The sequence below is a fragment of the Cupriavidus pauculus genome, assembly GCF_008693385.1.
Lineage (GTDB): Bacteria > Pseudomonadota > Gammaproteobacteria > Burkholderiales > Burkholderiaceae > Cupriavidus > Cupriavidus pauculus_D.
Map to the genome: position 1 here is coordinate 434,464 of NZ_CP044067.1, position 19,507 is coordinate 453,970.

General features: G+C 66.6%; 18 protein-coding genes. 3 read left to right on the plus strand and 15 right to left on the minus strand.

All coding sequences use genetic code 11. The features are described 5' to 3' along the window. Window positions 1-7 precede the first annotated feature (7 nt). The gene (locus FOB72_RS20235) at window positions 8-2,110 is read left to right on the plus strand and encodes a patatin-like phospholipase family protein (protein WP_411859892.1); all 2,103 of its coding nucleotides are present in this window, start codon (window positions 8-10) and stop codon (window positions 2,108-2,110) included. A gap of 16 nt (window positions 2,111-2,126) precedes the next feature. On the opposite strand, the gene FOB72_RS20240 is transcribed toward FOB72_RS20235, so the two are convergent. The 13 genes from FOB72_RS20240 to FOB72_RS20300 all read right to left on the minus strand — a co-directional run bounded on the left by FOB72_RS20240 (window position 2,127) and on the right by FOB72_RS20300 (window position 16,179). Continuing rightward, entirely contained in the window at window positions 2,127-2,537 is a 411-nt protein-coding gene (locus tag FOB72_RS20240; protein WP_223851716.1) for an RT0821/Lpp0805 family surface protein, read from the minus strand. A 74-nt stretch (window positions 2,538-2,611) separates the two neighbouring features. Then, window positions 2,612-3,220: a hypothetical protein gene (locus FOB72_RS20245; RefSeq protein WP_223851717.1), complete on the minus strand. Its 609-nt coding sequence runs from the start codon at window positions 3,218-3,220 to the stop codon at window positions 2,612-2,614. A gap of 53 nt (window positions 3,221-3,273) precedes the next feature. Then, window positions 3,274-3,684, minus strand: coding sequence for a glycine zipper domain-containing protein (locus FOB72_RS20250; RefSeq protein WP_411859893.1), 411 nt, complete (start codon window positions 3,682-3,684; stop codon window positions 3,274-3,276). Between the two features lie 66 nt (window positions 3,685-3,750). Continuing rightward, window positions 3,751-5,208: an efflux transporter outer membrane subunit gene (locus FOB72_RS20255; RefSeq protein WP_150374515.1), complete on the minus strand. Its 1,458-nt coding sequence runs from the start codon at window positions 5,206-5,208 to the stop codon at window positions 3,751-3,753. Continuing rightward, on the minus strand, window positions 5,205-8,372 hold the full coding sequence (locus FOB72_RS20260) for an efflux RND transporter permease subunit (protein ID WP_223851718.1): 3,168 nt from the start codon (window positions 8,370-8,372) through the stop codon (window positions 5,205-5,207). The genes FOB72_RS20255 and FOB72_RS20260 overlap by 4 nt, the downstream gene beginning before the upstream one ends. Beyond that, window positions 8,369-9,607: an efflux RND transporter periplasmic adaptor subunit gene (locus tag FOB72_RS20265; protein ID WP_411859867.1), complete on the minus strand. Its 1,239-nt coding sequence runs from the start codon at window positions 9,605-9,607 to the stop codon at window positions 8,369-8,371. Before FOB72_RS20265 ends, FOB72_RS20260 begins: the two co-directional genes overlap by 4 nt. Window positions 9,608-9,620: 13 nt before the next feature. Beyond that, window positions 9,621-9,875 (minus strand): RNA-binding protein, encoded by a 255-nt coding sequence (locus FOB72_RS20270; RefSeq protein ID WP_150374516.1) that lies wholly within the window; start codon window positions 9,873-9,875, stop codon window positions 9,621-9,623. 85 nt (window positions 9,876-9,960) lie between these two features. Beyond that, window positions 9,961-10,302, minus strand: a complete 342-nt coding sequence (locus FOB72_RS20275) for a response regulator transcription factor (RefSeq protein WP_317889557.1) — start codon at window positions 10,300-10,302, stop codon at window positions 9,961-9,963. Between the two features lie 129 nt (window positions 10,303-10,431). Continuing rightward, the gene (locus tag FOB72_RS20280; RefSeq protein ID WP_150374518.1) at window positions 10,432-11,073 is read right to left on the minus strand and encodes a response regulator transcription factor; all 642 of its coding nucleotides are present in this window, start codon (window positions 11,071-11,073) and stop codon (window positions 10,432-10,434) included. Window positions 11,074-11,077: 4 nt separating this feature from the next. After that, window positions 11,078-11,956 carry a sensor histidine kinase gene (locus FOB72_RS20285; RefSeq protein WP_150374519.1) on the minus strand — a complete coding sequence of 293 codons (879 nt, stop codon included), beginning with the start codon at window positions 11,954-11,956 and terminating at the stop codon, window positions 11,078-11,080. Window positions 11,957-11,969: 13 nt separating this feature from the next. Continuing rightward, complete coding sequence (locus tag FOB72_RS20290; protein ID WP_150374520.1) at window positions 11,970-12,539, minus strand: YSC84-related protein; 570 nt, start codon at window positions 12,537-12,539, stop codon at window positions 11,970-11,972. 324 nt (window positions 12,540-12,863) lie between these two features. Then, a complete protein-coding gene (locus FOB72_RS20295; protein ID WP_150377291.1) occupies window positions 12,864-13,730 on the minus strand; it encodes a DUF2950 domain-containing protein in 867 nt (288 codons plus the stop codon). An 871-nt stretch (window positions 13,731-14,601) separates the two neighbouring features. After that, entirely contained in the window at window positions 14,602-16,179 is a 1,578-nt protein-coding gene (locus FOB72_RS20300) for a DUF3300 domain-containing protein (protein WP_150374521.1), read from the minus strand. A 242-nt stretch (window positions 16,180-16,421) separates the two neighbouring features. On the opposite strand from FOB72_RS20300, the gene FOB72_RS20305 reads away from it, so the two are divergent. After that, a complete protein-coding gene (locus tag FOB72_RS20305; RefSeq protein ID WP_223851719.1) occupies window positions 16,422-16,871 on the plus strand; it encodes a cupin domain-containing protein in 450 nt (149 codons plus the stop codon). 21 nt (window positions 16,872-16,892) lie between these two features. On the opposite strand, the gene FOB72_RS20310 is transcribed toward FOB72_RS20305, so the two are convergent. Together FOB72_RS20310 and FOB72_RS20315 are read right to left on the minus strand one after the other, a co-directional pair. Beyond that, window positions 16,893-17,639: an SDR family NAD(P)-dependent oxidoreductase gene (locus tag FOB72_RS20310; protein WP_150374523.1), complete on the minus strand. Its 747-nt coding sequence runs from the start codon at window positions 17,637-17,639 to the stop codon at window positions 16,893-16,895. Between the two features lie 19 nt (window positions 17,640-17,658). Continuing rightward, window positions 17,659-18,405: an SDR family NAD(P)-dependent oxidoreductase gene (locus tag FOB72_RS20315; protein WP_150374524.1), complete on the minus strand. Its 747-nt coding sequence runs from the start codon at window positions 18,403-18,405 to the stop codon at window positions 17,659-17,661. A 195-nt stretch (window positions 18,406-18,600) separates the two neighbouring features. Between FOB72_RS20315 and FOB72_RS20320 the strand changes: the two genes are divergently transcribed. After that, window positions 18,601-19,503: a LysR family transcriptional regulator gene (locus FOB72_RS20320; protein WP_150374525.1), complete on the plus strand. Its 903-nt coding sequence runs from the start codon at window positions 18,601-18,603 to the stop codon at window positions 19,501-19,503. Window positions 19,504-19,507 lie beyond the last annotated feature (4 nt).

The following is a 19,507-nucleotide window of genomic DNA, read 5'->3' on the forward strand; positions in this document are numbered from 1 at the left end:
CTGCCTGGTGCTGTCCGGCGGCGGCGCGCGTGGCGCCGCGCATATCGGCGTGCTGAAAGTCCTGGAATCGCTGCGGGTGCCCGTGGACTGCATCGCGGGCACGAGCATGGGCGCGCTCGTCGGTGCCGCGTATGCCACGGGCACGAGCCCCGAAGCCATGGAAAAAATGGTCGGCACGATCTCCGCGCGCGCGTTGTTCAACGAGCGCCCGCCCCGCCAGAACCTGACGATGCGGCGCAAGGAGGAAGACCGTTCCAACCTCATCACCCCGGAGATCGGCGTTCAGGAAGGCGAACTGGTACTGCCCAAGGGCGCGGTCACGGGCGTCCAGCTGGAGAAGGTGCTGCGCGAGATGGCGCCCGCGCCCGGCTATCGGGACTTCGATACGCTGCCGATTCCGTACCGCGCCGTGGCGACGGACCTCGTGACCGGTACCGCGGTCGTTTTCCGCGAAGGCGAACTGTCGCGCGCGATGCGCGCGAGCATGTCGGTGCCCGGTGCGATCGCCCCCGTCGAGTACGAGGGCAAGCTCCTCGTGGATGGCGGCCTGGTGGACAACCTGCCCATCGACGTGGCCCGCGCGATGGGCGCGGACATCATCATCGCGGTCAATCTCGGCACGCCGCTGATGACGCGCCAGCAGTTGCGCTCCGCGCTGAGCGTGACCATGCAGATGCTCAATATCCTGACCGAGCAAAACGTACGGTCCTCGCTCGCCGCGATCGGGCCGAACGATATCCTGATCGAGCCCCTGCTCGGCGATTTCTCGGCCGCCGATTTCGATCACCTCACGCGCACCATCCCCATCGGCGAGGCCGCGGCGCGCAAGGAGGCGGCGAAGCTCGAGGCGCTGTCGCTGCCGCCGGAGATGTACGCGGCGCTGCGCGCGCGCCAGCAGGCCGTGCCGCCGCCCGACCGGCGCGAAATCGACGAGATCCGCATCGCGCCGATGCAACGCGTGAACCCGGACTACATCGCCTCCAGCATCCAGACCAGGCCGGGCGCGCCGCTCGACGAGGCACGCCTCAACGAGGACCTGAACCGCGTCTTCGGCACCAGCGACTTCGAGCACGTCGATTACCGGGTGCTCGAGGAGCCCGGCAAGCGCATCCTCTCGGTGGATGCGGTCGAGAAATCGTACGGCCCCAACTATGTGCGCTTCGGCCTGGGCCTGAGCACCGATTTCCGCGGCGATTCGTTCTTCAGCGTGCTGGGCAGCTACCGGCGCACCTGGATCAACTCGCTGGGGGCGGAGTGGCGTACCGACGCGCAGGCCGGCCAGACCAGCCGGCTCACCAGCGAGTTCTATCAGCCGGTCAATCTGTCGCAGACGCTGTTCGTGGCACCGCGCATCCAGCTGGAACGGCGCCCGCTCTACGTCTTTCAGGACACGAACCGCATTGCCACCTACGACTTGCGCAGCTACGACGCGGGATTCGATGTCGGCGCCCAGTTCACGCGCTATGCGGAGGCGCGGGCCGGCGTGCTGTTCGGCGAGCAGAAGATCTCGCTCAGCACGGGGCCCCAGGCGTTTGCGCCGCCGGTCACCAGCGCGCGCCGCGGGGCGTTCACCGCGCGGCTGCTCGTGGATCAGATCGACAGCACGGCGTTCCCGCGCAGCGGCTATGCCGGCACCCTGAATCTGTTCGCCTCGCGGCCCGAACTGGGCGCGGACCAGTCGTATACGAAGGGCGAGGCAACGGGCCTCTATGCGATGTCCACCGGTCCCCATACCGTGAATCTCGGGTTCCGTGCCGGCAGCAATCTCGGCGGCAACACACTGCCGACCTACGATCTCTTCCAGTGGGGCGGCTTCCTGCAGCAATCGGGCTACAGCACCGGCCAGTTGCTGGGCAGCAACCTGCAGTTCGTGCGCGCCGTCTACTACAACCGGCTGGCGCGCCAGTCGCTGCTGGAGGGCGTGTATGGCGGCTTCTCGCTGGAGCTGGGCCGCGTGGGCGCCCCGCTCGTCCCGGGCAACCCCACGGGCTGGCTCAAGTCCGGCTCGGTCTTCGTGGCGCTGGACACGCCGATCGGTCCGTTCTATCTGGCATATGGCCGGGCCTCCGCGGGCCATTACAGCTTCTACCTGTTCCTGGGCAAGCCGTGACCGCGGCGCGGCGGCATCAATCCTTGAGCATCGCCTTCTTCCAGCTGCCATCCGCCTGCTGGCAATACCAGCCCTTCCACCGTTCCGGCTGCCGTCCGCTCTGCCGGAATTCCGTGCGCACCTGGCGGCAGCGCTGGCCGCCCTCGGTACGGGTCTGGAGCGGGGTGATCGACCCTTCCGTGACCTTGCCGGCATTGTTGGGCGGCAGCTTGATCGGCTCGGTGGTACCGTCCGCCGACTCGCTCATGACGCGATTGAAGGTAGTGGTCAGCTGCTCGGTGCCTGCCTTGCCGAGCGTGCCGACGATGGTGGCGTTCAGGAAATGATCGAAATATGCATGGACGGGTGCTGGGATCGCCATCGCTATCGCCATCGCCATCGCCACCGTGGTGGCGGCCACGGCCCGTCCGTTCAGGGACGGCCTCATGTCGGACCTCATGTCGCACCTCATGTCGCACCTCATGTCGCACCTCACGTCGCACTCCTCGTTCATCTGGCCCGTCATTTCGCTGCGCCCGGTTCCACGGAGATGGCGATCGCCTCCGTATACACGGCCTGCACCCGGTCGCCGCGCTTGACGTCCTGCATCTGCGCGGGGTCGGACACATGCAGGTCCATGACCTGCCCGCGCGGGCCCTTCACCGTCACGATCTGCGCATCCTTGTTGACGGCCACCACCTGCGCCACCACTGTGACCTCGCGGCCCATGGTCCCGCCCGGCTTGGCGCCCGGCTGCGACCGCTCGGCGATCTCGCGCTCCTGCACGGTCGCTTCGCCCGCCCCCTTCTTCAGGCTGACGGTCAGCGCTTCCTGATAGGACACGGTCACCTTGTCGCCCACGCGCAGTTGCTCGAAGTTGCGGGCTTCGGGTCCGACGGTCATGTCCATGACACGCCCCTGCGGCGTCTTCAGCGTGATCCTCCGGTTCGGCGCATCGATCGCCGTGATGGTGGCCACGGCCGTCGCCGTCGCCGAGGCGGTCGCCTGTCCGGGCGTGCGCGTGACGCTGCTCTTGATATCGGGCTGCGCCACGGCCGCGGACCAGACCGCAGCCGCCAGCAACGGCACCATGAAGCGCAAGACGCGTCCGGATTCATGTTGTGTCGGCATGGGAACCTCCTTCTCGAAGACCTCAGACATCGCGGGCCGGCTGCCGTCGCCGGTCAGCGTATGGAATACCCGCGCCCTTCCATGCACGCGGAATAGGCCCGGTAATACGTATCCAGCGCCCCGGTGGACTGCGCCTGCGCGTTCGCCTCGGCATTGCGCTTGTTCTGGCGCGCCCGCGCGCCGCCCGCCATGGTGCCGACGGCCGCGCCGGCCGCCGCGCCCTTGCCCGCATCGCCAGCAATGCCGCCGATCACGGCGCCGCCCAGCGCACCGCGCGCCGCGCCCCCGACGCGCTCGCCCCCGCCCACCGCCGGCCCCCCTTGCGGCGGCGGCGCGGTGTTGACCGCCGCGGGATCGATCCCCGTGTTCGACTTGGCCCACGCGTAGCACGCCCCGTCGTCCTTCTGTTGCTGCTGCGCACTCTGGCCCTTGGCCGGATACGCGATGGGACGCGACTGCGCCATGGCGGCGCCCCAGATGCCGGCCGTCACGCAAACGGCCAGCGCTCCTGCCATCGATCTGTCCATGATTCACTCCTTGACGGATACCGTGGTGGCCTCGAGTCCGGTCTGCGCGCCCGTGCCGGCAGGCCAGCCACCGCCGAGCGCCTTGTATAGCTGGATCAGTTGCCCGAACTTCGCGCCGCGCAGGCTCGACTGGTCGAGTTGCGCGGCAAACAGCGCGCGCTCGGAATCGAGCACCTCCAGATAGCTGGTGTAGCCGCCTTCATACCGATCGCGCGCCAGCAACGCGTAGCGGGACAACGCGTCCACCTGCTCGGTCTTCGCATCGAGTTGCCCCTGCGTGCGCTGCACGCTGACCAGCGCGTCGGCCACCTCGCGGAACGCGATCTGGATGGCCTGCCGATACCCGTGCAGCGCCTGCGCCTGCCTGGCCTCCGCCTGCTTTACGTCGCCCGCGATGGCGCCGCCTGTGAAGATTGGCACGCTGATCAGCCCGCCGTACGACCACATCTGCGCGGAACCGAGCCAGAGCCCCGACAGCGCGGTGCTCGCGGCACCGAACAGACCGGTCAGCGAGATGCTGGGGAAATACTGCGCGCGCGCCGCGCCGATGCGCGCATTGGCGGCCACGAGGTTCTGCTCGGCCTGCACGAGGTCGGGCCGCTGCGTGAGCAATGTCGAGGGCAGGCCCATCGGCACCGTCGGCAACTGCAACTCGCCGATCTCCTTGCCGCGCGGGATATCGCGCGGATTGTCGCCGAGCAGCAAGGCCAGCAGGTTCTCCTGCAGCGATACCTGCTGCCGGAACTGTTCCACCGAGACCAGCGCGGACGCGTATTCCGAGCGCGATTGCGAGAACTCGACCTCCGACACCACGCCACCCTGAAAGCGGTCGCGAAACACGTTGAGCGCGCCTTCGCGGCTGACCACCGTCTCCCGCGCGATGCGCAGCCGGTTGTCGAGATCGCGCAGCGTGATATACGCGCTGGCCACGGCGGCCACGACGCTGACCTCGGTCGCGCGCCGCCCCTGCTCGCTGGCCGCCCATTCCGCGCGGGCCGCTTCCGTCTGCCGGCGAATGCGCCCGAACAGATCGATCTCCCATGACGCGAACACGTCCGCCCGCACCTGATTGAACGGATTGTCGATGGGCACCACATTGCCGCCGCTGTTGCTGATGCGCTGCCGGCCGCCGCCGAACTCGGCCCCCACCTGCGGAAACAGCCCGGCACGCGCGGCCATCACGCGACCGTAGTATTCCTCCACCCGCGCCGTGGCGATCAGCAGGTCCTGATTGCGGGCCAACGCGACGAGGATCAGCTCATCGAGCGTCGGATCGCCGATCTGCGACCACCAGTACTCGTCCGAGGCAACCGTCACGGGCGCCGCCGCCGGCGCGTCGGCAAAGCGGTAGGCCGCCGGCACGTCCACGGGCGGGCGTTCGTAATCGGGCCCGACCGCGCATCCACCGAGGGCGATCACCGCGCCACAGCCCCATGCGATACCGTGCGGACGCGTGTTCATGCATTGCCTCCCGTGGGCGCCGCGGAATCGGTGCCCGCGGCTTCGGGCGGCCGTGCCGCCATCTTCTTGGCGGACGCCCGCTCGAGCCCCCAGAAGAACATCGGGATAAAGAACACGGCGATCACCGTGGCACCGAGCATGCCGCCAATCACGCCCGTCCCGAGCGACTGCCGGCTCGCCGCCGACGCCCCGCTTGCTATCGCGAGCGGAATACAGCCGAGAATGAATGCGAGCGAGGTCATGATGATCGGGCGCAGCCGCAGCTTGGCGGCCTTGACCGCGGCGTCGTACGGGCTCAATCCCTCCTTGACGCGCATCTCGACCGCGAACTCGAAGATCAGGATGGCGTTCTTCGCCGCGAGCGCGATCAGCACCGTCAGCCCGATCTGGAAGTAAACGTCGTTTTCCATGCCGCGCATCAGAATACCCAGCAGCGCGCCGAACAGCGCGAACGGCACGGCCATCAGCACGCCGAACGGCAACGACCACTTTTCGTACTGCGCGGCAAGAATCAGGAACACCATCAGCAACGCGAAGGCAAACACCAGCGCCGCCGTGGAACCGGCCTTCTTCTCCTCGTACGCTTGCCCGCTCCATGCATACGCATAGCCGGGCCCCAGCACCTGCGCCGCCACCTCCTCCATGGCCTGCAGCGCCTGCCCGGAGCTGTAGCCCTGCGCCGCATCCCCCGTGATCTTGGCCGCGGGAAAGTTGTTGAACCGCGTCACAAGGTCTGCGCCCGCGACGTAGCGCGCATTGGTCACTGCCTTGATCGGCACCATCTCGCCGCGCGCATTGCGCACGTAGACGCGGTCGAGGTCTTCGGGCCGCGAGCGGTACTCGGGTTCCGCCTGCAGGATGACCTGGAACAGCCGGCTGTTCTTCGGGAACTGGCTGACGTACAGCGAGCCGAACATCGTTTGCAATGCCGAGTACACCTGCTCCACGGGCACGCCCTGCGTCTCCGCGCGCTCGCGGTCGAGGTCCACGAGCAGCTGCCGCGATTTCGTGTTGATGGTGGTGCTGATGCCGCGCAGTTCGGGCCGCTGCCGCGCCGCCGCGATGAATGCCCGCGTGCGTTCCTCCAGCTGCTGATAGGTGCCGTCGCCCGTGCTCTGCAGCCAGAACTCGAACCCGCCCGTGGTGCCCAGGCCCGGAATCGACGGCGGATTGACCGGTATCACGAGTCCTTCGCGGTAGGTGGAGAACTCCCGATTGGCGCGCGCGATCAGGTTGGCCGCGCTTTCTTCGGGCCCGCGTTCATGAAAGCCCTTGAGCGTGACGAACAGCGTGCCGGCATTGGCCTTGTTCTGCGAATCGATGAGGCTGTAGCCGTCGGGCGAGGCGACGGACTTCACGCCGGGCTGCTTCGCGAACCACTCTTCCGCGCGCTTCGACAGATCGCCCGTCCGGTCGAGACTGGCCGCGTCGGGCAGGATCACCGCGCCAAGCAGATAGCCCTGGTCCTCCACGGGCAGGAACGAAGACGGAATGCGCGCGAACATCAGCACGCTCACCGCGACGAGCGCCGCCACGAGCGCCAGCGAGATGACCGCGCGCCGGATCAGCAGCTGCACCGCGCTGCCATAGCCTTCCACGATGCGGTCGAAGCTGCGGTTGAACCAGCGGAAGAAGCGATTCTTCTCGTGGCTGCCGGGCTTGAGGAGAATGGCCGCGAGCGCCGGCGACAGCGTCAGCGCCACCACGCCGGAGAGCAGGACCGACACCGCAAGCGTGATGGCGAACTGCTTGTAGAGCTGCCCGGTGATGCCGGACAGGAACGCCACGGGGATAAACACCGCCAGCAGCACCAGCACGATGGCGATCACGGGCCCGCCCACTTCGTCCATGGCCGCCTTGGCCGCCTCGCGCGGCGGCATATGGAACTCCATCATGTTGCGTTCGACGTTCTCGATCACGACGATGGCATCGTCCACGACGATCCCGATCGCCAGCACCATGCCGAACAACGTCAGCATATTCACCGAGAAGCCGAACGCCGACATCGCCATGAACGTGCCGATGATCGAGACCGGCACGGCAAGAATCGGCACGAGCGTGGCGCGGAAGCTCTGGAGGAACAGATACACCACGAGAATCACAAGGATGACCGCGTCGCGCAGCGTGTGCACCACCTCGTTGATCGACTCGTGCACGAACTCGGTCGTGTCGAGCGCGACCTCGTATTCCATGCCCGGCGGGAAGCTCTTGCGCGCCTCCGCCAGCGTGTTCCGCACCTGCTCGGCCACGGCCAGCGCGTTGGCGCCGGGTTGCTGGTACACGGCCAGCAGCGTGGCGGTCTTGCCCTTGAAGCGGCTGCGCAGCGAATAGTCCTTCGAGCCCAGTTCCGCGCGGCCGATGTCCTTGAGCCGGACCAGCGCGGCGTCGCCGGAAGCGGCGCGCAGGATGATGTTCTCGAACTCCTTGGGCTCCGTCATGCGGCCCTTGGTCGTGACCGGAAACGTCTGCTTGACCGGGCCCGCGGTCGGCGACTGCCCGATGCGCCCGGCGGAGAACTGCTCGTTCTGGTTCGAGACCGCGTTCTTGACGTCCTCGGCCGTGATACCGAGTTGTGCCATGCGGTCGGGCCGCAGCCAGAGGCGCATCGCATAGTCGGGCGTGCCGAAGATCGCCGACTGGTTCGCGCCCGGAATGCGCTTGAGCGCATCGAGGATGTAGATGCTCGTGTAGTTGTCGACGAACGTCTGCGGATAGCTGTTATCGGGCGAATAGACGGCAATGACCATCATGAACGCCTGCGACCGCTTCTCCACGGTCACCCCCTGCCGCGTCACCGCGTCGGGCAATGTCGGCAGCGCGAGGTTGACGCGGTTCTGCACATCGACCTGCGCCAGCGACGGGTCCGTCCCGATCTCGAAGTACACCGTCAGCGTCATGTTGCCGGTGGAGGAACTCGTGGAGGACATATACAGCATGTTGTCCGCGCCATTGACTTCCTGCTCGATCGGCGCGGCCACGTTCTGCGCGACCACTTCGGAGCTCGCGCCCGGATAGGTCGTCGAGACCGTGATGCTCGGCGGCGTGATATCGGGGAACTGCGCGATGGGCAGGTTGAAGACCGCCACGAGGCCGCCCACCACGATGATGATCGACAGCACCGACGCAAAGATCGGCCGGTCGATAAAGAAGTGCGACAGCTTCATGATGGTGGCCCTTTCCCGGCCACCGCGGCGGGAGCGGATGCGGGCGTCCCCGCGCCGTCGGCCGCGGTTGCGGCAGCGCGCGCATCCACGGGCTTGACCTTTGCGCCCGGTGCCAGCCGCACCGAACCGTCGACCACCACGGTGTCCCCCTCGCGCAGTCCGGCCCGCACGACCCAGTTGCCCTGTGTCCATTCCCCGACGTCGATGACGCGCGACTCGACCTTGTCGTCCTTGCCCACCGTCCACACGGACTGCCCGCGCGCGCCCTGCACCACGGCCTCCTGCGGCACCGTGATGGCGCGTGTGCGCGTGGCACCGAACACGTAGACGCGCACGAACTGCCCCGGCCGCAGCGTGCCCTCGGGGTTCGGCAGTTCGGCGCGAATCAGATAGGTGCCCGTTTCGGAACTGAACGAGGCATCGGCGAACGCGATATGGCCGCGCCGCTTGTACTTGGTGCCATCGGCCAGCACGATCTCCACCTCCATGCTGCCGCGATCGGGCATCTTCAGTTCGCCGGAAGCCTGCTGCGCCTGGTTCTTCAGCACCTCGTTCTCCGACAGGCTGAAGTTGACCCAGATCGGATCCAGCCTGGCCACGTACGTGAGCAGGCTGTTGCTCGCGTCGATATACGACCCGACCTGCTTCTTGGCATAGCTCGACAGCCCCGCCACGGGCGAGGCTATGGTCGTATAGCCGAGGTTCAGCTTCGCGTTCGTGACGTTCGCCCTGGCCTGCTCGACGGCCGCGGCGGCGGCCTGCTCGTTGCCGGTCGCGTCGTCGAGGTCCTTCTGGCTCAGGGCGTTGCGTGCCGCCAGTGGCCGCACCCGGGCGAGGTTGGCGCGCGCCGTGGTCAGCCGCGCCTGCTGCTGCGCGAGCTCGGCCTGCGCGGCATCCAGCGCGGCCTTGAACGGCTTCTGGTCCATCCGGAACAGCACCTGCCCGGCCTTGACCAGCGCCCCTTCGGTGTAGAGCCGCTCTTCGAGGAAGCCATTGACCCGCGCCCGGATCTCTACCTGCTGCGAACTCTGCGTTTCGCCTACGAATTCGTAGGTCAATGGCACGTCTTTCAGCGCGACACGGATCACGCCGACCTCGGTGACCGGCGCGGCCGGCGGCGCCTTGGCCTCCTGCTTCTGGCATGCCGCCAGCAGCATGGCGGCGCACACCATGACGGCCCACCCCATGCCGATGCGCGCACGGCCCGCCAGTCGGGAACCCGGTCGATTGTCCATCGTCTGCCCTTCGTTACTGGAACCGCTCCCGCAGGATCAGCGCGTTGATCTTGTGTCCATTCCAGAACACGCCGTGGATGCGCGGCTGCAGTTGATGCAAGGTGGCCAGCCGCATCGAAGCGTACGTCAGCATGACGGCCGGCCGGGTGCCGTCGCCCTCGTGCCGCTCGATCTCGTCATACGCGGGAAAGCCATAGCGCTGCAGGAACGCAAGCACGTCTTCGTCCGTGGTATCGGGATGAAGATTCGAAAGCATCATCAGCGGCATGGTCTGCTCCTTCCGTGCTGATATGAGTGTGCGCCCTGCCATCCATTTCGCAATTGGACCAAGGACCAAACCATGACGGCACGCGCTAGGCCAGCGCCTCGCGGACGAGTTCGATCAGCTGGCGGCCGTCGAACGGTTTGCGCAGGTAGCCGATGGCGCCCGAGGAGAGCGCCTTGTCGCGTGCTTCCGGCAGATCGTGGGCAGTGATGAAGATGACCGCGGGTGCGCGGTCCGAGAGGCGCTGCTGCACCTCCAGCCCGTCCATCTCGGGCATGCAGACGTCCAGGATCACGCACGCAGGCCGGTAGGCGGGCTGCGCCGCCATGCGTGCCAGCAGCGCGGTACCCGTCGTGAAGATGTCGACAGTGATGCTTGCGGAACGCAACAGGCGCGCGGTGGCCCGCGCGACCGATGCGTCATCGTCCACCACTACCGCGAAGCGACCGATTGGCCGACCGTCTGGCCCTAACATTCACAGGACGCCCATTAATCCAGTCAGATAACCTACAGGCTAAGTAACCGTGGCGCGCTGCGATATTGGCCCATGGTCCATCGATCAGCCGGAGCGCGATCGCTCCGTCTCCCGGTGCGACGCGCACAACCCCATCCTGTCCGCGATGCGCACCAGCGCCGGCAACGAGTCGACTTCGAGCTTCTGCATGACGTGCGCGCGATGGACCTTGATGGTCTTCTCCACTGTGCCCAGCTCGCTGGCGACCTGCTTGTTGCGGATGCCCGTCACGACCCACGTCAGCACCTCGCGCTCGCGGGGCGTAAGGCGCTGGATCTTCTGGCGCAGCGACTGCAACTCGCGCTGCAGCGCAAAGTGCTCGGCCGCACATGCGCAGCCCTTCTCCACGGCCGCCAGCAGATCGGTGTCCGACACGGGCTTCTCCAGAAACTCGATGGCGCCGGCCTGCATGGCCTGGACCGCGCGGGTCACATCGCCGTGGCCACTCAGGAAGATGACGGGTACCCTGCCCTGAAGGCCCTGCTGGAGCATCAGGCCATCCATGTCGGGCATCAGCAGGTCCAGCAATACGCAGGCCGGGCCGGCATCGAGATCGGCTTCATCGAGAAAGGCCTCCGCCGAAGGGAACATCGCCACGGCGTAGCCATGCGCGGTCAGTACGCGCCCCAACGCACGCCGCACGCTGTCGTCGTCATCCACGATATGAACTGTAGCCCTCGCATGCATACTGTCACCTCCAGCGAAACACCGCGGCGCCGGTCGAACCCTGGCGAAGCGCCTCCGCTTCCCGCGGCAGGACACATTCGAACGTCATGCCGCCACCGCTGTTGCGAATAGCCTCGATATGGCCGCCGTTGCGCTCCATGAGCGCGCGGCTGAGCGACAGGCCGAGACCCATGCCCTTAGGCTTCGAGGAATAGAAAGGTCGAAAGATCTTTTCGAGGTCGTCGGCCGCGACGCCGGCGCCATTGTCCTGCACGGCAATACGGAGCGCGCGATCCGCCGCGCGCACCCGGACCGTGATGAAGCGGTCGTGGCTCGACCGCCCCGATGCCACGGCATCCAGCGCGTTGACCAGCAGGTTCAGCAGCACGAGGCGGATCTCCACCGGATCGCCCACCGCGCGCGGGAGCCCGTCCTCGATATCTCGCTTGACGACCACGCTGCGCGCGCTCGCATTGGCCCGCGCCAGGTCCAACGCCTGATCGACCACGTCCGCAACGCTGAATGGCACCATGCGCGGCGCTTCTCCCAGTATCAGCGCGCGCACGCCACGTACGATGTCGCTCGCGCGCGAGGCATCATCGACCATGTCGTCGACGATCTCCTTCAGCATTTCCTTGTTAAATGTGCTGGAAGCGAGAAACTCGCGCGCGGCATGCGCGTTGCTCGTGATTGCCGTCAGCGGCTGGTTGAGTTCGTGCGCGAGGGAGCCGGCAAGCTCCGCGATGCCGGATTGCGGCAAGGCGTGCGCCAGCGGGCCCCTCAGCGTCAGCCGCATGGGCTCCCGCGCGCCGCGAGGCGCGGTGCGCAGCCGTTGCATTGCGACCGCACAGCCGACACCCATGGCCGCCGCGATGCAGAGCACCCACGCCAGTGACCGTCGCATGGCCGAGTCCGGGTCAGATGTCCAGCTTCCCGATCTTGGTACCCTCTAGCGACAGGTTTGCCATCAGACCGGCGTTGGTGAGGACGAAGGCGATGATGGGCGCCTTTGCCGTATTCGTATCGAGTTGCCCGTTGGCGCCGATACCGATGACGGCGACCGAGCCGTCCACGCCGGCCGTCCACCCCTTGCTTTGCTGGAAGCTACGCAGGGAGTCTTCCGTCATGAACATCATGATGAGCGCCTTGGACTGCGCACCTGCAAGGAAGCCGAAGGAGGCCGTGGTCGTACGGTAGTACGCGGTGGTCGCATTGGCGACCCGCAAGGCGCCCTCGCCGTACTCGGCGCCGACGACGAAGCCGCCGGCAAGGATGCGCGGGAATACGAGTACGCCCCGGGCGTCGTTCGCCAGCGATCTGGATGCGGCCGCGGTGTTGAAGAGCCTGGTCAGCGTGCCATCCACCGCCGCGTCGATCTCCCGGCGCTTCGCGGTCGCGTCACTCGGCGTGGCCGGCGTGCCAGTGCATGCCGTCAGCGTGGGGCCGAGTGCCAGGGAAGAAGAGAGCAAGAACAGCCGTCGATCCATGATGCCTCCCGTGTGCAGTGATACTGCCTTTTTCGACAATAGCGGGGCTCATCCGCACGGGGGCGTCGACGACATCGGTACGGCACTACCCCTGAATGGCGACCAAGCCTACCTTCGTCTGTTTTCAATTGTTCTGATGTTTGTGACATACAAACTAGGTCGACCATTTAATCATTGCAATCTTTACTTTTTCTGACGCGCATTGCATTTCACGACGCTCATAAAAATTGCAATGCGCGCGATTCAGTACTTATTTTTTGTATTGAATCATTTAAACCGAGGCTTAAAAATAATCCTCAATCATTTTTTCGTAATCCTGAAAGACTATGGCCGGGGGGCCGATGCCTGGGCGGATACCTCGCTCCATCGGCTATCGGGATCGAACGAATCGATCGCCGCGGCGCGTGCAGCCGTCTCTGGCCCCAGATCGCGCTCGTAGACCGTGCCGGCATGGCTGATCATGAAACTCTTGATGCCGGTTTCCCCATAACGCGCGGGCCACGCGAGGACGGCAAAGCCGCCGAAGAGCTGGCCATTGACGAGGTATGTGTACGCGCCGCCGGGCGCGGCCGACCCTTGCGAGGTCAACAGTTTGTAGCGGTAGCCGTGATAGCCGTCGTTACCCTTGTTTTGCGTCACGGCGTCGATAAAGGCGGGGCCGAGGGGGCTTTCCGCCTCGCCGGGGCGCGTCGGCCAGTAAAGGCCGTCCATCTTTCCGGGCGAGCTTACGAGCTTGCGCGCGTACACCGACATCCCGTTGGTGCCGTGGTTGGCATCGGCATACTCGCGCTGGGCGTCGCCGATCGCGAGCATCGTCTGTATCGTGTTCAGCTCGTTGCGGCCGATTCGCCTGAGGCGCATTTCCTCGAGGCCTGCACGGGTGTCGAAGTGCCATTTGCCGTGGGATTGCACGAGGGGGATCGGGAGGGTCCAGCCGTCATTGCCCACGGATATGCGTGCGCGGCCGGTGTTGTCCCTGACGATGCCATGCGCCTGGTTCCATGCGGCAAGAAATCGATATCGTAAATCCGCGCCTAGCGGTGGAATAACGTCGCGAGATATCGGACCTAGCAGACTCTGCACGGCAGAATCGTCGCTGGTAGCGATCGCATCGCCGAACGCGGTCATCGCGGATTCGGGTGTGTCGAAATTGCGTTGCGCATGGGCCGGTGAAACCGCCATGCATAGCATCGCGAATGCGAACCATGCGCAGGCAGCCCACCGCGTCGCGATGGGCTTGAGCGCGGTCAGTGCTGTCACCGGATGTTTTGGATGGTCCATGTCCGCGAACCATGCGCGGGCGGCCCACCGCGTCGCGGTGGTCTTGAGCGCGGTCATTGCTGTCATCGGGTCTGTTGGATGGTCCATGGTGGCGAGCCATGCACGGGCAGCCCGCCGCGTCGCAATGGTCTTGAGCGCGGTCATTGCTGTCACCGGATGTCTTGGATGGTCCATGGCGAGCCATGCACGGGCGGCCCGCCGTGTGGCGATAGCCTTGAGCGCGGTCATTGCTGTCACCGGATGTTTTGGATGGTCCATGGTGAGCCATGCGCGGGCGGTCCGCCGCGTGGCGATAGCCTTGAGCGCGGTCATTGCTGTCACCGGATGTTTCAGATGGTCCATGGCGAGCCATGCGCGGGCGGCCCACCGCGTCGCGATAGCCTTGAGCGCGGTCATTGCTGTCACCGGATGTTTTGGATGGTCCATGGTGAGCCATGCGCGGGCGGCCCGCCGCGTCGCGATGGGCTTGAGCGCGGTCATTGCTGTCACCGGATGATTTGGATGGTCCATGGTGAGCCATGCGCGGGCGGCCCGCCGCGTCGCGATGGGCTTGAGCGCGGTCATTGCTGTCGTCGGGTGTTTGGGATGGTCCATGGCGAGCCATGCGCAGGCAGCCCGCCGCGTCGCGATGGGCTTGAGCGCGGTCATTGGTGTTGTCGGATGATTTGGATGGTCCATGGCGAGCCATGCTCGGGCGGTCCGCCGCGTGGCGATGGGCTTGGGCGCGGTCATTGGTGTTGTCGGGTGATTTGGATGGTCCATGGTGGTCGGGGGCTTGCGGTCAACGGCGACCGCCTCTTCCGCCACCGCCTCCGCCGCGGCCGCCTGCAAAGCCGCCGCCACCGCCACCGCGGCCGCCGGAGAAATTGCCGCCTCCGCCTCCGCCTCCGCCCGCGAAGCCGCCGCCTCCTCCGCCGCCGGCGCGCTGCGAGGCGTGCGCGCTGCCGCCCGCGTTGCGCGTCGACGCCGTCGAGCTCGCCCTGCCGCGATCGAAATCTCGTTGCGCCGCATTGCCGCCGCCGACACCCTGAAACGCGTTGTTGCCGCGGTCGGCCTGACGATTGCCGGCGCGATCCGCACCGGCTGCCGTGCCGTCCCGTGCGTTGCGGCCATCGCGTGCGTCGCGACTAGCCTGGTCATCACGGCCACTCCGTGCGTCGCGACTGCCCTGGCCATCACGGCCACTCCGTGCGTCGCGACTGTCCTGGCCATCACGGCCACTGCGTGCGTCGCGACTGTCCTGGCCATCACGGCCATTCCGTGCGTCGCGACTGTCCTGGCCATCACGGCCACTCCGTGCGTCGCGACTGTCGCGGCCGTCACGAGCGGCGTCACGGCTGTCGCGGCCATCACGCGCGGCGTCGCGACTGTCACGTCCGTCACGTCCGTCCCGCCCCCGAAACTCGCTCCTCCTGTCCGCCCCGCTGGCATTGCCGCCAAACTTCTCCCGCGTGGCCCCGTCGCGATACGCGACCCCCTTCCTGTGACTCGCATCATGCTTCCATCGATTGCCCCCCTCGACCTTGGTCCTGTCGAAGTTACGATCGATATTGGTCGCGCGATTCACGTCGATATTCACGTCGCCGCCACCCCAGTTGCAGTCCGAAAATATGGCCCCGGCCGCCGCAAGCCCGACGCCCCAGGCAAAGCCCGTCATCAGCGCGCCGCCAGGGTAATAGGCGGGATATGGCGGCCAGTAGTACGGCGGATACGCGGGCGCGCTCCATCCCCCGTAGACGACCGTCGGGTTGTACGCGGGCACATAGATGACCTGCGGATTCGTCGGTTCGACCTTGATGATGGTCTGCGTCGCCGCGGCTTGCGTGCCACTGGCGGGCGGCGCGCTCTCGACGGTCACCTTCTGCTGCTCGTTCGACTTGAGGTTGCCGGCATCCTTCGCCTTCGCGCGCAGGCGCTGCACAGCCGCCAGTACATCCTTCTCTTGCGCGAGGAACGCGTCGCCGAGCTTCTGCGTCCAGTCCAGCTTGTCGTTCATCGGCTCCAGGACCTGCGGAAACGCGACCAGCGACTTGACGCTGACGTCCCACGGCTGATCCTGCACCGCCTTCACGGCGGCATCGCCCTTCACGTTGGGATTGGCCTTGAGCCAGCGGGCCGCCTGCACCACCTCGAGCGGATAGGTCGATGCCATCAGCGCCTGCGACAGAACGGAGTCCGGGTACAGGGCAATCGGCGCGACCAGCGCCTCCAGCTCCTCGGGCTTGAACGGGCGCGACGTGGTGTCGGCGCCCTGCGCATGCACGGTGCCGATGGCGGCGAGAAAACAGCCCAGCAGCCACTTCCCGAGCCACCGCACCACGCACGATGACCGAGTCGGCCGCGCGATGTGGAGCGTCATGGCGCCCGTTCCTCCGGAATATTGTTGAAGTTACATATAGGTGGCCCGCGCGCATTGGACAATGGAACCTTGGTCCAATGCGGCAACGTCGCGCGTTTGTCTGCTTCCGCACAGAGGCATGGACGGCATGCCACTAACCTGACTCGCCAACGATTCCTGCCTTGGGGGCAACGCCGATGCGCGACAAGCCACGCCGAATCACGCGTGATGAAGGAGTGTTCAACCGGCCGGAGGCGATGCCCATGCATCCGTGCCCCATCGAACCGGGTTGGATCCACAGCGGGACACCCGTGACCCGCAGCGGCGACCACTCGAGCGCGCGCGACAACTTCGCGTGGACCTCCGTATGGGACTGCACGCGCGGCACGTTCGAGTGGCACTTCGACATGGACGAAACCGTCTATATCCTCGAAGGCCAGGTCAGGGTCACCGACGCCAACGGCGACACCCATCTGCTGACCGCGGGGTCGATCGGCTATTTCCCCGCACACTCCACGTGGCGATGGGAAGTCGATCGCTACGTCCGCAAGATCGCGTTCCTGCGCCGGGAAGTCCCGCTCGGCCTGCGCCTGGCGACGCGCGTCCTGTCCAGACTCAACCTCGACGCGCGCCTGCGCGCGCCCCGGGATCCCGACGCCCCACGCATGCGCCGTTCGACGGCGGCACTGGTGCTGATGTCGCTTGCGCTGTAACTGGCCGGCCCCCGACGCGTATCAGAGTTTCGAGCCGCCATCCACGTGCAGCGTTTCGCCCGTGACCCATCGCGCGCGGTCGGATGCCAGGAATTCGATCGCGGCGGCGATATCGTCGGGCTCCGCCAGGCGCTTGAGCGCCTGCATGCCGAGCGTGTAGGCCCTGCCCTCCTCGCTCTTCGCAAAGCTGGACATCTCGGTCGGCACGACGCCCGGGGCTACCGCATTGACGCGGATGCCGCGCTCGCCCAGTGCCGACGCGAAGTGCTTCACCAGCGTGTCGATGGCGCCCTTGGTGGCCGAGTATGCCGACAGCGTTCCAACGGCCGCCCGCGCGGCGAGCGAAGACAGCAGAATCACGCTGCTGCCCTTGCACATGACCGGCATCAGCTGCTGGACGAGAAAGAACGGCGCACGCACGTTCACCGCGAACAGATCGTCGAATTCCTCGACCGTGGTGTCCTCGATGTTTGCCGCCCGCGCGATCCCGGCGTTGGCCACGAGGATATCGAGCCGCCCGCCGATAATGGCGCGCGCCTGCCTTGCCAGCGCGTGCGGGCCATCGGCCGTGCGCAGATCGGCGGCGATTTTCTCCGCCTTGCCGCCGAGCGCGTGGATCTCCGCGACAACGGCGTCCGCGTCGCGCGCGCTGCTCCCGTAGTGGACGAGTACCTGTGCGCCCGCGCGTGCCAGTGCCAGCGCACTTGCACGCCCGATGCCCCGCGATGCACCCGTTACGAGCGCGGTCTTGCCGGTGAGTAGGGTCATGATCGTTGACTCCCTGATATCAGCCCGCGGTCTTTCCGCCATCGACGGTAAGAATCTGGCCCGTCACGAACGTCGCGCCGGCCGACGCGAGATAGACGACGGCCGCGGCGATGTCTTCGGGATTGCCGAGCCGCGCGAGCGGTACGCCGCTCGCCAGTGCCGCCTTCCGCTCCGGCGTGCCCGTAAAGCGATCGAGCATGCCGGTCTGCGTCGGCCCGGGTGCGACCGCATTGACACGAACGCCGAGCCCGGCCACCTCGAGCGCCGCGGATTTCGTGATGCCCTCCACCGCATGCTTGCTGCCCGCATAGACCGTGGCATACGCAGCGCCCTCGTGGCCGTAGGTCGATGAGATATTGATGACCACGCCGGCGCGCTGGGCCGTCATGACGCGAAGCTCGTGCTTGAGGCTCAACAGCGTGCCCAGCACGTTGGTGTCGAACGTCGCCGCGTAGCTCTCGGGCGTCTGCTCCGTGATCGGACCCGGCTGGCCCTCCGTCCCCGCATTGTTGACGGCAACGTCGACCCTGCCGAAGCGGGACACCGTGCGCTCCACGAGCTCGCCGACCTCGCGGTCGCGGCGCACATCGGCCTGTACGAAGATGGCCTCGGCACCGAGGCCGCGCAGTTCGGCCTCGAGGGCCGTCCCTTCCGTGGCGCGGCGGCCGGAGACGACGAGCCTTGCGCCGGTGCGCGCAAAAGCGATGGCGGTGGCGCGGCCGATGCCGGTCAGCGCGCCAGTGATCAGAACGACGGGACTAGACATGGAAAACTCCTGTAAGGTATCGCTGTCACGCATGGGTCTCGATCTGAGACTTGGCGGACGCGGTGGGTACAGGACGTAATCTAGGGGGCCTGGAAGCCGTTGAAAAAGACTTTGTAAGCCTGTGGGCATGCCTCGCAGGCATGAGGTGGGCAGAGAGCGGGCAGAGAACGGGCAGAGAATGGGCAGAAAATGGGCATGGAACTCAGACACCTCCGGTACTTCATCGCCGTGGCGGAAGCCGGCAGCCTCACGGACGCCGCCGCGAACCGGCTTCATACCTCCCAGCCGTCGCTGAGCCGGCAGATCCGCGACCTCGAGGAACGCGTGGGCGTGGCGCTTCTGACGCGCGGTGCGCACGGCGTGGCGTTGACGGATGCGGGCCGCGCCTTCCTCGACCATGCGCGCCTGGCCATGGCGCAGGTAGACGCCGGCGTGGAAGCCGCCCGCCGCGCGGCGCAGCCGTTGAAGCCGCGCTTCGCGCTGGGGTTTCTCACCGGCCAGGAGATCACCTGGCTGACGGACGCCATGCGCCTGCTGCGCGCGGAGTTGCCGAATATCGAGGTCAGCGTGTCGAGCGACTACTCAACGGAACTGGCCGCGGCAGTGGCGCACGGCAAGCTCGATGTCGCCTTTATGCGCGCCGAGCCCGGATACGGCCTCGAGTACCGCGTGGTGGCGCAGGAGCCCCTCGTGGTCCTGATGCCCAGCGATCACCCTCTGACCTCGCGCGACACGGTCAGCGCCGAGGACTTGCGTCATGCGCCGTTTATCGCCATGGGCGAGAAGGCCCGGGTGCTGCGGCAGGTCGTCGATGGCTATCTCGCGAGTGCGGGCATCGAGGTAGACATTGCGCAAAGCGTCGACAACCCGGCCATGGTGATGTCGCTGATCGCCTCGACGCGCGGCATGACGCTGATCCCCGCATATGTCGAGAACCTGATGCCGTGGTCCGTGGTCAGCCGCCCGCTCGCGGGCCAGGCGCCGACAATCGATCTCGCCGTCGGCTATCGCCCCGACAATACGGCGCCGACGCTTCAGCTGTTTCTGTCGCGCATCGAGGCACTGCGGTCGAGCATCGACGGCCCCACCGTCCGCTAATCGC